Below are 13,590 nucleotides of genomic sequence, written 5' to 3'. Positions count from 1 at the left end.
AATGAGATATCGATGATGGCCGAAGACCAACACGCCGCATCTGCTTCGCCACCTCAATCTGAAAACGAGGATTTCTACACCCGCGAATCTGACGTCGAAGGGTTGGCAGTGCTGGCCGTCGGCGGGAGCGTCGACATGCTCACCGCCCCCGGGCTTTCTGAGTCGATCGAAGCGACCCTGGCCAAGAATCCCAAGGGTTTGATCGTCGACCTGTCCAAGGTCGAGTTCCTCGGCTCGGCCGGTATCAGCGTCTTGATGAAAACTCGCGACACGCTGGGCGACGACACGCCGTTCGCGGTGGTAGCCGATGGACCGGCCACCCATCGGCCGCTCACCCTGCTCGGCATCAACGAGCTGATGAGCCTGCACCGTCGTCTCGACGACGCCGTCAGCAAGCTCTCCGGCAACTAGCGCCTCAGCCCGGCAATCCGATCCCGCTGAGCAGCGTCGAGAGCAGCTCGATGCGCCGGTCGTCGAGTTCGGGCTGCGGCAAGACGGCCCGCAGCATTGCCGCCCCGTCGAAGGTGTTGGTCAGCAACGCCACCAGGACCGGGAAGGTCTCCTGCGACAGACCGTCCGCGCCGGGTAACGCCCGCGCGGCGTCGCAGATTTTGCTCGTGTACTGCTCCAGGACGTGCTGCAGCGTGGCGTTGAGTTTGTCGTCGGTTCGCGCGGCGATCATCAGTTCGTAGAGCACCGCGTTGGTGGGGCTGCTGGTGATGTCGCGCAGGATGGTCAATCCCGCTTCCAGGGCCGGTCGATCCGACGGAATCGCCGCGACCTGCTTGGTGAACGAATCCAGTTGGCGCCGAAGCACTTCGTAGGCTGTCGCAGCCATGAAGTCACCCATGGTGTCGAAATGCCGGAACAGGGCGCCGACAGACACCCCGGCCCGCTTGGTGATCACCGCAGCCGACGCACGTGCATACCCGACCTCGACGATCGTCGCGATGCTGGCCTCGAGCAGACGCGCCACGGTCTCTTCGCGGCGCTGCTGCTGCGTGCGTGCCATGTGGGGACCTATGCGCTCGTACCGGCGAGTTGCGCGTGACGTGCGCCCGCCCGCAAGTACCGGCCGGACTTGACGGTCTCGCCGTAGCCGTCACGAAACTCGCCGTCGCGGAACACAATTGCGCCGGCGACCCCGGTGGCGACCACCGCGGCGTCGTTGCGGTTGACCATCCGGCTCAGGTCTCCGTAGAACGGCACCTTCTCCTCGTAATAGCCATCCACCGACTCATCCAGACCGGCCGGATCGATCACGACGAAGTCGGCGCGGTCACCTTGGCGCAAGGTGCCGGCGTCCAATCCGAACCATTCGGCCACCTCGCCGGTGAGACGATGCACCGCACGTTCGATGGACATGAACGGCTGGCCATCCCGATAGGCATCCAGGGTGCGCTTGAGGAATCGCACCGGGAAGTTGTAGAACGCCATGTTGCGCAGATGCGCCCCGGCGTCCGAGAATCCCAGGTGGATACTCGGCTCGTTGGCCAGCTTGTTGAGTTGCTTGGGCCGGTGGTTGGCCACAATCGTGGTCCATCGCACGTTGCGCTCGCCGTTTTCGACCAGGACATCGAGGAACGCGTCCAGCGGATGCAGCCCGCGCTCCTTGGCGATCTGCCCGAAGCTCTTGCCGACGAGTGCCTCGTCCGGGCATTCGACGATCACCGCCTCATGAAAGTCCTTGTGCCACAAAGACGGTCCAAGCTTGACGCGGTCGAATTGCCGACGGAAGCGGCGGCGGTAATCCTCGTCGGCGAGCAGTTCGTTGCGCTCCAACTGGTCTCGCAGATGCAGCGCTGCGGTACCTGCACCGAACTCCTCGAACACCGGCAGGTCGATGCCGTCGGAGTACAACTCGAACGGCACCGGCAAGTGCTGGAAGCGCACCTTGGAGCGGGTCAGGAAGTTCATCAGTCGGGTACCGCGGCCGAAGACGTGGACGGCCAAGGGCATCGACTTGGCGTCGGCGGAGACCAGCAGGCTCATCCGAACCGCCTTGCGCAGACCGAACAGTGGGCTACTGGACAGGAAGAACAGCAGGGCGGACTCCGCCTTGGCCACGTTGGGCGCGCTCTGCAGAATCCGGCCACGCTTGCGCAACACCTTGATCAGCTTGCGTCGCTCCCGCCAGGTCGCGAACGTCGACGGCAGGGCACGCGAGCGGAACCGGTCACCGTCGAGTTTGTCGATCGCCGCGTCCATACCGGACATGCCCAGCATTCCGGCCTCGAGTGCGTCGTCGAGCAGCGCCGCCATCTTGTCGAGTTCGGCGTCGGTGGGCTCGACGTCGCGGGTGGTGGCCCGGTCGAGACCCAGCACGGACGTCCGAAGGTCCGAATGACCAAGCAGCGAACTGACATTCGGCCCCAACGGCAGACTGTCGATGGCTTGCACGTACTCCGCGGGCGTCGACCAGGTCTTGCCCTGCAGGGCGCCGAGGACGAACTTGCGGGGCACTGCCTCGACGCGGCTGAACAGGTCGGCCGCGTCCTCGGCATTGGCGTAGACCGTCGACAGTGAACACATCCCGAGTAGCACCGTGGTGACGCCGTGACGTACCGACTCACGCAGGCCGGGGTCGAGCAGGACCTCGGCGTCGTAGTGGGTGTGCACGTCGACGAAGCCCGGGACGACCCACTTGCCCTTCGCGTCGATGACCTCGAGACACCCGGTCTCGTCGAGTCGCTCAGAGGAGACGGTGGCGACGATTCCGTCGCGGATCCCGAGCGTACGAGTCTGCGGCGTGCTGCCGGTGCCGTCGAACCACAATCCGTCACGAATGATCACGTCGTACTTCATGTGCGCCACTCCTCCTCATCGCTTCGCTTTGCATCGTCGTCGGCGCGGCTCACGCAGTCCTGCGCACCATCGGGGTCAGCCGAAGCTAACATAGAGAGTAAGTACTCGCAATCTTTTTGGGTCAACTTATAGTCGTCCCCTGCTCCGCGGACGTTGCGCGACCGGAGTGACAACGCCCGACAGCCCCGCGAACCCGGCCACCGCGATCTCGTCCAGCCGCTGCACGGCGTCGACGATCTCGTTACGTTGCCCGGCATCCGCGAAGGTTTTCGGCGAGCCGGTCGACGGTGTAATTCATGACCGCGTCGTCTCGAAGATCGTTGGCGCGTGGCGGTTTCCATGCGCAGCGTGCTCGATTCGCCGAAGCATGTCTTCCGACATCGGCGGCAATTGCGCCATGTCGAACCAGCGGGCCTCGACACTCTCGTCGTCAGCCGGGAATGGCTCCCCTGCCAGCCACTCCATCAAAAATACGTGGTCGAGGTACTGTGCGTGATCGCCGTTGACATGGACGACGGGGCGGCTCACGTGCACCCAGGCCAGGCGCCGGGCAATTGCTTGAATACCGCTCTCCTCCAACACTTCCCGGACGGCACAATCGGCCGGGTTCTCCCCCGGTTCAACGATGCCGGTCACCGGTGTCCACGCGTTGTTGTCGGCGCGTTGGACCAACAGCACCTGGTGGTCACGAATCACCACCGCGGTGATGCCGGGCAACCATAACGGCGCGTGGCCGATGCGCTGCCGAAGCTTGACGATAAATTCAGGGATCGGCATAGTCTCTGTTTAACAGAGACGGTGAATCCAACACGTCCGGGCACGGTCAAAAGGACTGCCGCCATGCCACTCGCCCGGATCGACCTCATCGAGGGCAAGTCCGTCGAGTATCGACGGACTATCGCAGATGTCGTCTACGACAGGATGATCGAATGTCTGGGAGTGCCCGAGGACAGATTTCAGACCATCACCGAACACAGAGCGGAGAACTTCTTCTTCGACCGTGACTACCTCAGTCTCTACCGGTCCGAGAACTGCATCTTCATCCAGCTGATCTTCCTCGACGTCGCGAGTCCTGAGCAAAAAGCCGCGTTCTACAAAGCGGTCGTCGACGACTTGGAGGAGAAAATTCACGTACGGCGAGAGGATGTGTTCTTCAACCTCGTGACCGTCGACCCGCCGGACTTCTCCATGGGCAACGGCGTGGCCACCTATGTCAACGGGGTGCCGACCGATCGACTCGACCCACGATCCATTTAGGCCTGACCCGAATGTGGACGTGCCGAGCGAGCACGCCCTCAGTCGGTCTGGCGAGAGGCGGGCGGCAGCGCTGTGGATCGGTCGGCTGCAGTCGAGCCGCGGAATCGGGATTTCTCGCTGTTTCGGTCGGCCCGAGACCGACCGCTCAGTAGAACTGGCCGCGTAGGACGGTCACGTCCGCGCGGTGCAGCACCTCGGGGCCATATCGCGGATCATCGTAGTAGCACAACAGGTCTGCCGAAGCTCCGTCGTCCAGGCCCGGCCGGTCGAGCCAGTCCCGGGCATCCCAGCACGCCGCGCCGAGCGCGTCGGTGGGGCTCATCCCGATCCGGGTCAGCGCCTCCACTTCGTCGCCGATCCGCCCGTGGGCAATCATGCCGCCCGCATCGGTGCCGGCGTAGATCGGCACGCCCGCGTCGTGCGCGGCACGCAACCGGGGATAAGCGTTGGCGTACAGGTCGCGCATGTGCGCCGCATAGATCGGGTACTTCCCTGCCGCGTCAGCGATGCCAGGAAAGTTCTCCACGTTGACCAGCGTGGGCACGACGGCGGTCCCGTGCTTGACCATCAACTCGATGGTGTCGTCGGTCAGCCCGGTGCCATGTTCGATGCAGTCGATACCGCCCTTGATCAGCCCGGGCAGCGCGTCCTCACCGAAGACGTGTGCGGTGACCCGCGCGCCCTGGGCATGCGCAGCGTCGATCGCGGCCTTGATCACGTCGTCCGACCACAGCGGCGCCAAATCGCCTATGCCACGGTCGATCCAGTCGCCAACCAGCTTGACCCAACCGTCGCCACGCCGCGCCTGCTCGGCCACATACTCCGGCAGTTGGGATTCGTCTTCGATGTCGATCGGCAGGCCGGGGATGTACCGCTTGGGGCGGGCCAAATGCCTTCCGGCGCGGATGATCCGGGGCAGATCTTCCCGATCGTCCAGGCTGCGGGTATCGATCGGCGATCCGCAGTCGCGCAGCAGCAACGCGCCGGCCTCCCGTTCGGCCTCGGCCTGCGCAACCGCCTCGTCGAGGTCCACGCCGCCGCCCGGCCCCAGCCCGACATGGCAGTGCGCGTCCACCAGCCCCGGCACGATCCAGCCGCCGTCAAAAATAGTTTCGGCGTCACCGACCGGGTCGCGGCTGATCCGGCCATCGACAATCCACAGTTCGATGGGCTCTTCGTCGGGCAGCCCTATCCCTCGAACGTGGTATGGCACTACTTGCCCGGGAACTTCAGCTTGGACAGATCGAAATCGGCCAGCCCGGGCGGTAATTCGTCGAGACCCTGCGGCATGTTCGACAGGTCGGGGAACCCGGCCGGCATGCCGGCGCCGAGCGGACCGCGGACCTTGGGCGGGGTCGGGCCGCGCTTCTTGCCCTTCTTGCCTTTGCCGCTTTTGGCTTTTGCGGTCTTGCGGGTGGCCGACTTCCGGCCCAGCCCGGGGATGCCCATGCTGCTGACCATCGAGGACATCATTTTGCGGGCCTCGAAGAAGCGGTCGACCAGCTGGTTGACCTCGGATACCGACACACCCGAGCCGTTGGCGATGCGCAGGCGACGTGAGGCGTTGATGATCTTCGGGTCGGCCCGCTCCTGCGGCGTCATGCCGCGGATGATGGCCTGCAGCCGGTCGAGTTGGCTGTCGTCGACGGCGGCCAGGGCGTCCTTCATCTGACCCGCGCCGGGCAGCATGCCCAGCAGGTTGCCGATCGGGCCCATTTTGCGGATCGCCAGCATCTGCTCGAGGAAGTCCTCGAGGGTGAGTTCGCCGGACCCGATCTTGGCCGCGGCATCCTGGGCCTGCTGTGCGTCGAAGACCTGCTCGGCCTGCTCGATAAGGCTCAGGACGTCGCCCATCCCGAGGATGCGGCTGGCCATCCGGTCCGGGTGGAAGACGTCGAAATCTTCGAGCTTCTCGCCAGCAGATGCGAAAAGTATTGGCACACCGGCGATTTCACGTACCGACAGTGCGGCGCCACCGCGGGCGTCGCCGTCCAGCTTGGTCAGCACCACGCCGGTGAAGCCGACACCTTCGCCGAACGCCTGCGCCGTCGCCACCGCGTCCTGACCGACCATCGCGTCCAGGACGAAGATCGTCTCGTCGGGCGTGACGGCGTCACGAATCGCGCCCGCCTGCGCCATCATCTCCTCGTCGATACCCAACCGCCCGGCGGTGTCGACGATCACGACGTCGAAGTGCTTGGCTCGCGCCTCCGCGAGCCCGGCGGCGGCGACGGCTACCGGGTCACCGGGTCCGGCGTCCTGATCGGTCTGCGCCGAGGTTCCCGGGTGCGGCGCGAAGACCGCCACACCGGCTCGCTCGCCGACGATCTGCAGCTGGTTGACCGCTCCCGGTCGTTGCAGGTCGCAGGCCACCAGCAGCGGCGTGTGGCCCTGATTGCGCAGCCACAGCGCGAGTTTTCCCGCCAGCGTGGTCTTACCGGAGCCCTGTAGACCCGCGAGCATCACGACGGTCGGCGGCGTCTTGGCGAACGCCAGCTGACGGGTCTGGCCGCCGAGAATGCCGACCAGTTCGTCGTTGACGATCTTGACGACCTGCTGGGCTGGGTTGAGCGCACCGGAGACCTCAGCGCCCTTGGCACGGTCCTTGATGCGGCCGACGAAGGCGCGGACGACCGGCAGCGATACGTCGGCCTCCAACAGCGCCAACCGGATCTCGCGGGTGGTGGTGTCGATGTCGGCGTCGCTCAGCCGGCCTTTGCCGCGAAGGCCTTGCAGGGCGCCGGTAAGCCGGTCAGACAGCGATTCAAACACGCCGCCCAGCCTAGCGGGACGACGATGCAGAGCGCGCAGCGCGATGAGGAGGAGCCCGCTCATCGAACCTAGCGGGACGACGATGCAGAGCGCGCAGCGCGATGAGGAGGAGTCTGGCAATCCAGGACGGCTCGAGTGTGCGGCTGGACGCGCACTCGGCGCCGGATGTGCGATTAGCCGCACACTCGTCGCAGATCTTGGCAGATGATCGACGCATGCTCGAGGTGATCGACAAGGGATCCTGCGACGACGCGCATCCGGTGCCGCTGCTGTTCGTGCACGGCGGGTGGCACTCCGCGTCGTGCTGGGACAACTTCGTGGACTATTTCGCCGCCGCCGGCTACCGCGCGGTGGCGATCAGCCTGCGGGGCCACGGCGGCAGTCCGGCGGGCAAGGCTTTCCACGCCTGCTCGATTGCCGACTACGTCGAGGACGTCCGCACCATCGCCGACAGTGTCGGCGGCAGCCCGGTGCTGATCGCGCATTCGCTGGGCGGTTTCGTCGTGCAGCGCTACCTGGAGAGCCACCAGCCGCCGGCGGCCGTCCTGGTCGCGGCGGTACCCCCGCAGGGCGTGCTCGGATTGGCATCGCGGATCTGGACCCGCCATCCCTGGGTCTCCATGCGCTCGCTGCCGGTCGGCAACCTGACCGGCTTCATCGGCACCAAGCCGCTCGTTCGCGAGCATCTCTTCAGCGCCCACACACCGGACGAGATCGTCGAAACCTGCGCTGCCCGTGTGCAATCCGAGCCGGTTCGCGCCTCTCTGATCGATCCCCTGTTCCGACGGGTGCGGACTGAGCGGGTCAGCACCCCGGTGCTGGTGTTGGGAGCGGCCGACGACGGAATGGTCACCAACGCCGAGGTGCGCGCGACGGCACGGGCCTACCGGACCGACGCGGAGTTCTTTGCGGACATGGGGCACAACATGATGCAGGAACCGGCCTGGGCAAGCGTCGCCGACCGCATCGACGCATGGCTCCGAGACCGAGGGCTCGGTTAGACCGCCGCGGGCTCCGGACTCTTGGGCGCGTCCAGGACGGCCAGCAGGTGATGCTCGATCGCCGAGCGGGTGCTCGAGCCAGGTTCGCCGGTCGCCTTGGCGGCAGCGCTGCGTTCGGGTAGCTCGATGCAGAACACGTCGTCGACCATCGACCCCCGGGTGGTGACCTTCGCCCAGTCGATGTCGACCCCGGCGCGCTCCAGCGCACCGGTGAGCAGCGCAAGCAGACCGGGACGGTCGTTGGCCCGGATCTCGATGATCAGCCGTCCGGGTGTGCCCTCGAACCACCTGATCCGCGGTGGCGCAGACGGCTGTCGCACCGGAATCGCCGTCGGCGCGTCACCGACCGGCTTGGGTTTCGCGTCGGTCGAGCGCTGCTCCAGCGTGCCCAGCACGTCGGTCTGGCCGCCCAGCGCCCTGATGAGCTGCTGGCGCAACAGACCCGATGCGGGTGGGCTGCCGAAGTGAGGCGACACCACGAACTCGCTGACCGCGACGCCGTCCTGGACGTTGATCGACGCGGAGTGCACGCGCAGCGAATTCAGCGTCAGCACCCCGGCAGCTTTGGACAGCAGACCGCGTTGGTCCGGCGCGATCACCACCGCGTGGTGCAGCCGCCGGTCGGCACCGGGCCGCAAATCGACGTGCACCTTGCGATCAGCGGCCAGCGCCATGTACTCGGGGTCGAGCGGGTCGGCTTCGGGTAGGGCCTCGCCGTTCATCGCCATCTTGCAGCGCCGCACCAGGTCACCGATCAGCGACGCCTTCCAGTCGGTCCACACGCCCGGCCCGGTGGCCAACGAGTCGGCCTCGGTGAGCGCATGCAACACATCGAGCAAGACCGGGTCGCCGTCCAGCGCGTCGCAGACCCCGTTGATGGTCTGCGGTTCGTTCAGGTCTTGCCGAATCGCGACCTTGGCCAACAGCAGGTGGTGGAAGACCAGCTTGGACAGCATCTCGATGTCAGTGGGCCACATACCCAGCCTGGTGCCGATCTGGGTGGCCAGTTGCGCGCCGAGCACGCAGTGGTCGGTATCACGGCCCTTGCCGATGTCATGCAGCAGCGCAGCCAGGATCAGCAGGTCCGAGCGCGCTACCCGGGTGGTGAAAATCCTTGCCCGCGAGACAGTTTCGGCGAGATGACGATCGACGGTCCAGATGTGCACCACGTCTCGTGGCGGAAGGTCGCGGACGGCGCCCCACTCCGGGAACAGCCGGCCCCACAACCCGGTGCGGTCCAGTGTTTCGATCACCGCGATGGTGTCCGGGCCGGCGGTCAGCATGACCAGCAGGTTGTCCAGCGCATCCCGCGGCCACGGGGTCGGTAGCTCGGGCGCGGTATCGGCCAGCCGGGTCAAGGTGGACACCGCGATCGGCAACCCCGTGACTGCTGACGCCGCCGCCACCCGCAGCAGCAGCGCCGGATCACTCTGCGGGCGGGCGTCGCGGGCCAACACGATCTCGCCGGCGTACTCGACCACGCCTTCGTCAAGCGGACGGCGTGGACGCCGCCGGATCGCCGACATCCCCCGCCGTGGCAGCGCATTGGAGGCGGTCCGCAGACCGGCGTCGACGCGATAGCTGATCGTCCGTCCCACATCGGACAGCACCCGCGACAAGTCGAAGCGGTCGCCGATGTGCAGCGCAGCGCTGATCTCGTCGGCGAACTGGGCAAGCACCTGGTCGTGCCCTCGGCCTGAGACCCGGTGCAGCTCGGTGCGGACGTTGAGCAAGGTCAGGTGCGCGCCGTTGAGCGAGCCCAGCGGGTCGTCGGCCTCGCCGACGGCCAGCCGGTCGGTCAGGTGGGCGATGGCCAGCGCGTCCAGCAATTGGATGTCGCGCAGCCCGCCACGGCCGGACTTCAAATCGGCCTCGGCGCGGTGGGCGATCTCACCGAAGCGGCGCCAGCGCGCATGGGTCTCGTCGACGATTTCACCAAAGATCGATTGGATTCCCGTTCGCCATTGACGACGTACACCCTCGATCAGGCGCCCGGACAGTTCCTCGTCTCCGGCGATGTGGCGGGTGTCCAGCATGGCCAGGCAGGCCGAGACGTCGGCGCTGGCGACCTTGAGGGTCTGGGCCACCGTCCGAACGCTGTGATCAAGGCGAATGTTGGCGTCCCACAACGGATACCACAGCGAATCGGCGACGTCCCGGACGGCGTCGGTGTTCATGCCGTCGTGCAGCAACAGCAGATCCAGGTCTGAGTAGGGCACCAGCTCGCGTCGGCCCAGTGAGCCTGTTGCGACGATGGCGAACCCGCTGGCCGGCATGATGCCGATCTCGGAAGCCTTGGTGGTCAACCAGAATTCGTGCAGCTCGCCCCACGCCTCGCGCAGCGCAGCCGAGTCGAGTTCGCTCGGCCCGCGGGCCAACAGCTTCTCCCGGGCAGCGGCCAGGTCATTCGCCGCGCCGGAGATCTTGTCCCCCACGCCTATCGCCCTGACGAATCGTGCTCGCGCTGTCTCATTCCCGCCCCGGTCGGATCGGCCACACCGCAGGAATTCTCCCGCGGCGATTGGCGATTGTCAGATCGCGTCGGCTCCGCGCTCCCCGGTGCGCACCCGCACCACGGTTTCCACCGGGCTGACCCAGACTTTGCCGTCACCGATCTTGCCAGTACGGGCGGACCGCACGATAGCGTCCAGGGCCTTGTCGGCGTCGAAGTCCTCGACCAGCACCTCGACGCGGACCTTCGGTACGAAGTCGACGGAGTACTCGGCACCCCGGTAGACCTCGGTGTGCCCCTTCTGCCGCCCGTAACCCTGGACTTCGCTGACCGTCATCCCCAGGATCCCGATTTGCTCGAGGCTGGCCTTGATGTCCTCCAGCGTGAACGGTTTGACGATCGCAGTGATCAGCTTCATTTCTACTCCGCCTCTACTTTGTCGCCCACTCGATACTCTTCCGAGCCATGGCCACGGGCGCCCTCCGGCTCCGGCAGGCTGGCATGGGGAAGAACAGACCCGGAACCGCCCGCCGCCGCGAAGTCGTACGCGCCCTCAGCGTGCTGAGACTCGTCGATTCCCGTCGCTTCTCCCTCGGAATCCAGGCGCAACCCGATCGTGTATTTCAGTATCAAGGCCAGGATAAGAGTGACGATAGCGGAGTAGGCAAGAACGCTGAACGCGCCTACCGCCTGCCGCCACAGCTGATCCCAACCTCCGCCGTAGAACAGTCCCTTGACGGCGGCGGGAGCTTCAGGTGTGGCGACCAGACCGATCAACAACGTGCCCGCCAGACCACCGACCAGGTGCACCCCGACCACGTCGAGAGAGTCGTCGAAGCCCAGTTTGAATTTCAGTCCGACCGCCAGCGCGCAGAGCACACCGCCGACCACACCGATGACGAGCGCGCCCAGCACGTTCACCGACGAACACGACGGAGTGATGGCCACCAGACCGGCCACGATCCCGGAGGCCGCGCCGAGTGTGGTCGCGTGCCCGTCGCGGATGCGCTCGGTTGCCAGCCAGGCCAGCATGGCCGCGGCAGTGGCGACGGTGGTCGTGATGAAGGTGGAGGCAGCCACGCCGTTGGAACTGGTGGCCGACCCGGCGTTGAAGCCGTACCAGCCGAACCACAGCAGACCGGCGCCGAGCATCACGAACGGGACGTTGTGCGGCCGGAACAGCGTCGTAGGCCAGCCTTTGCGCTTGCCCAGTACGAGGGCCAGCACCAAACCTGCGGTACCGGAGTTGATGTGGACCGCTGTCCCGCCGGCGAAGTCGATCGCTTTCAGCTTGTTGGCGATCCAACCGCCGTGCTCGGCGGTGACGCCGTCGAACGAGAAGACCCAGTGCGCCACCGGGAAGTAGACGATCGTCGCCCACAGACCTGCGAAGACCAGCCAGGCGCTGAACTTCAGCCGGTCGGAGACCGCTCCGGAGATCAACGCCACGGTGATGATCGCGAACATCAGCTGGAAGGCTACGAACACCGTCATCGGCAGGGTGCCGGCAAGCGGAATGTCGGTGGCGGCTTTGCCGGCCGCCGCGGCAGCGGAGTTGCCCCCGATGAGCCCCTTCAGACCGAAGTACTGCAGCGGGTCACCGAACAGGCCGTTCTTGTCGTCGCCGAACGCTATCGAGTAGCCGTAAAGCACCCACAGCACGGTCACGACGCCCATCGCGCTGACGCTCATCATGATCATGTTGAGCACGCTTCTGGCGCGGACCATCCCGCCGTAGAAGAAGGCAAGACCCGGGGTCATCAACAACACCAGTGCGGAACTCGCCAGCATCCAAGCGGTGTCGCCGGTGTCGGGCTGGCCCAATGTCGGGAAACTCACGCGCTATCACCTCCGGTCAGCCATCTACAGCCGCCGGACATGTGACTGCGGCCTGCATGAGAACCTTGCAAAGAGGTTGTTACAAATCGCGGCGCTGACAGGTTTCGTCGGTGTTACATCTGCTCTGGCTGCCTACGGAGGCGGGATACAACGAGGGTCGCCCGCTGCTAACCCAACAGTGCGTCGACGAAGGCCGCCGGTTCGAAGGGCGCCAGATCGTCGGGCCCCTCGCCGAGTCCGACCAACTTGACCGGCACTCCGAGCTCCTGTTGGACGCGAAACACAATGCCGCCCTTGGCCGTGCCGTCTAGTTTGGTCAGTACCGCGCCGGTGATCTCGACCACGTCGGCGAACACGCGGGCCTGCGCCAGACCGTTCTGCCCGATGGTCGCATCGAGCACCAGCAGCACCTCGTCAACGGCCGCCCGCCGGCTGACCACTCGCTTGACCTTGCCGAGCTCGTCCATCAGCCCGGTCTTGGTGTGCAGCCGGCCGGCGGTGTCGATCACGACGACGTCGGCGCCCACCTCGATCCCCTTGTCGACCGCGTCGAATGCCACCGCGGCCGGGTCGGCGCCCTCGGCGCCCCGAACCACCTCGGCGCCCACCCGAGATGCCCAAGCCTGCAACTGATCCGCGGCGGCGGCCCGGAAGGTGTCAGCGGCACCCAGCACGACGCGTCGGCCGTCCGCGACCAGCACGCGCGCGAGTTTGCCCACCGTCGTTGTCTTTCCGGTCCCGTTGACGCCGACCACCAGCAGCACCGACGGATGATCGCCGTGCGGCAGTGCGCGCACCGAGCGGTCCAGACCGGGTTGGAGCTCGCCGATCAGCACCTCGCGCAGCACCGCCCGGGCATCGGCCTCGGTGTGTACGTCTCGACTGGCCAGACGGCTGCGCAACTGAGCGACCACCGAGCTGGTCACCGTCGGCCCCAAGTCGGCGATCAGCAGCGTGTCCTCGACCTGTTCCCACGAATCTTCGTCGAGATCGCCACCGCCGAGAAGTCCTAGCAGGCTTCGGCCCAACGCATTCTGCGACCGCGCCAGCCGTCCGCGGAGTCGCTCCAGCCGTCCATCGGTCGGTGCGATCTCCTCTACCGCAGGTGCCTCCGCCGCGACTTCCGGCTGGGCAGCCGGCTCCGCTTCGGGCGTCGGCGCGGCGGTACCCGGCAGGGGCAGTTGGACATCGGAGACGGAGCGTTTCGGGGCATCGCGCGGAATGGTCGCGTCATCGCCGACGGTGGGCAGACCTGTGGTGTCGAGAATGTCAGGAGTTTCGGTGCGGCTGAAGGTGATTCCAGTCGATGCCGTATATCCGCCGGAGCGGTCGAGGGTAGCGGTCTGCTCGGGCGCCGACAGGCTGATCTGCCGTCGCCGGTAACGCACCAGTCCCCATACCAGGACGGCGATGACGATCAGTGCGGCGACAGCCGCTATCGCGATCCAGAGGGATTGCGGCACA

At 66.2% G+C, this 13,590-nt stretch carries 12 protein-coding genes; 3 read left to right on the top strand and 9 right to left on the bottom strand.

The window, feature by feature from the left end; genetic code table 11:
* Window positions 1–12: 12 nt before the first annotated feature.
* Complete coding sequence (locus CYU59_RS24030; RefSeq protein WP_293003559.1) at window positions 13–411, top strand: STAS domain-containing protein; 399 nt, start codon at window positions 13–15, stop codon at window positions 409–411.
* 4 nt (window positions 412–415) lie between these two features.
* Here the strand turns inward: CYU59_RS24030 and CYU59_RS24025 are convergent, their stop codons facing one another.
* The 3 genes from CYU59_RS24025 to CYU59_RS24015 all read right to left on the bottom strand — a co-directional run bounded on the left by CYU59_RS24025 (window position 416) and on the right by CYU59_RS24015 (window position 3,582).
* Window positions 416–1,012, bottom strand: a complete 597-nt coding sequence (locus tag CYU59_RS24025) for a TetR/AcrR family transcriptional regulator (RefSeq protein WP_293003557.1) — start codon at window positions 1,010–1,012, stop codon at window positions 416–418.
* 8 nt (window positions 1,013–1,020) lie between these two features.
* The gene (locus tag CYU59_RS24020; RefSeq protein ID WP_293003554.1) at window positions 1,021–2,805 is read right to left on the bottom strand and encodes an amidohydrolase family protein; all 1,785 of its coding nucleotides are present in this window, start codon (window positions 2,803–2,805) and stop codon (window positions 1,021–1,023) included.
* A gap of 294 nt (window positions 2,806–3,099) precedes the next feature.
* A complete protein-coding gene (locus tag CYU59_RS24015) occupies window positions 3,100–3,582 on the bottom strand; it encodes an NUDIX domain-containing protein (RefSeq protein ID WP_293003552.1) in 483 nt (160 codons plus the stop codon).
* A 63-nt stretch (window positions 3,583–3,645) separates the two neighbouring features.
* Here CYU59_RS24015 and CYU59_RS24010 point away from each other — a divergent pair, with 63 nt between their 5' ends.
* Window positions 3,646–4,062 (top strand): tautomerase family protein, encoded by a 417-nt coding sequence (locus CYU59_RS24010; protein WP_293003550.1) that lies wholly within the window; start codon window positions 3,646–3,648, stop codon window positions 4,060–4,062.
* 145 nt (window positions 4,063–4,207) lie between these two features.
* On the opposite strand, the gene CYU59_RS24005 is transcribed toward CYU59_RS24010, so the two are convergent.
* Together CYU59_RS24005 and ffh are read right to left on the bottom strand one after the other, a co-directional pair.
* Window positions 4,208–5,275, bottom strand: a complete 1,068-nt coding sequence (locus tag CYU59_RS24005; RefSeq protein WP_293003547.1) for an amidohydrolase family protein — start codon at window positions 5,273–5,275, stop codon at window positions 4,208–4,210.
* Complete coding sequence (gene ffh / locus CYU59_RS24000; RefSeq protein WP_293003545.1) at window positions 5,275–6,834, bottom strand: signal recognition particle protein; 1,560 nt, start codon at window positions 6,832–6,834, stop codon at window positions 5,275–5,277. Before ffh ends, CYU59_RS24005 begins: the two co-directional genes overlap by 1 nt.
* 215 nt (window positions 6,835–7,049) lie before the next feature.
* On the opposite strand from ffh, the gene CYU59_RS23995 reads away from it, so the two are divergent.
* Window positions 7,050–7,835 carry an alpha/beta hydrolase gene (locus CYU59_RS23995; RefSeq protein WP_293003543.1) on the top strand — a complete coding sequence of 262 codons (786 nt, stop codon included), beginning with the start codon at window positions 7,050–7,052 and terminating at the stop codon, window positions 7,833–7,835.
* On the opposite strand, the gene CYU59_RS23990 is transcribed toward CYU59_RS23995, so the two are convergent.
* From CYU59_RS23990 to ftsY, 4 genes are all read right to left on the bottom strand, one after another.
* Window positions 7,832–10,270 carry a [protein-PII] uridylyltransferase gene (locus CYU59_RS23990; protein WP_293003541.1) on the bottom strand — a complete coding sequence of 813 codons (2,439 nt, stop codon included), beginning with the start codon at window positions 10,268–10,270 and terminating at the stop codon, window positions 7,832–7,834. The two genes, CYU59_RS23995 and CYU59_RS23990, sit on opposite strands and share 4 nt — an antisense overlap.
* Window positions 10,271–10,366: 96 nt before the next feature.
* Entirely contained in the window at window positions 10,367–10,705 is a 339-nt protein-coding gene (locus CYU59_RS23985; protein WP_293003539.1) for a P-II family nitrogen regulator, read from the bottom strand.
* A 2-nt stretch (window positions 10,706–10,707) separates the two neighbouring features.
* The gene (locus CYU59_RS23980) at window positions 10,708–12,078 is read right to left on the bottom strand and encodes an ammonium transporter (protein ID WP_293003680.1); all 1,371 of its coding nucleotides are present in this window, start codon (window positions 12,076–12,078) and stop codon (window positions 10,708–10,710) included.
* Between the two features lie 215 nt (window positions 12,079–12,293).
* Window positions 12,294–13,589 (bottom strand): signal recognition particle-docking protein FtsY, encoded by a 1,296-nt coding sequence (gene ftsY / locus CYU59_RS23975; protein WP_293003537.1) that lies wholly within the window; start codon window positions 13,587–13,589, stop codon window positions 12,294–12,296.
* Window position 13,590 lies beyond the last annotated feature (1 nt).

Source organism: Mycobacterium sp. (assembly GCF_002863225.1).
Taxonomy (GTDB): Bacteria; Actinomycetota; Actinomycetes; order Mycobacteriales; family Mycobacteriaceae; genus Mycobacterium.
This window is presented reverse-complemented; position numbering and strand designations above follow the sequence as displayed.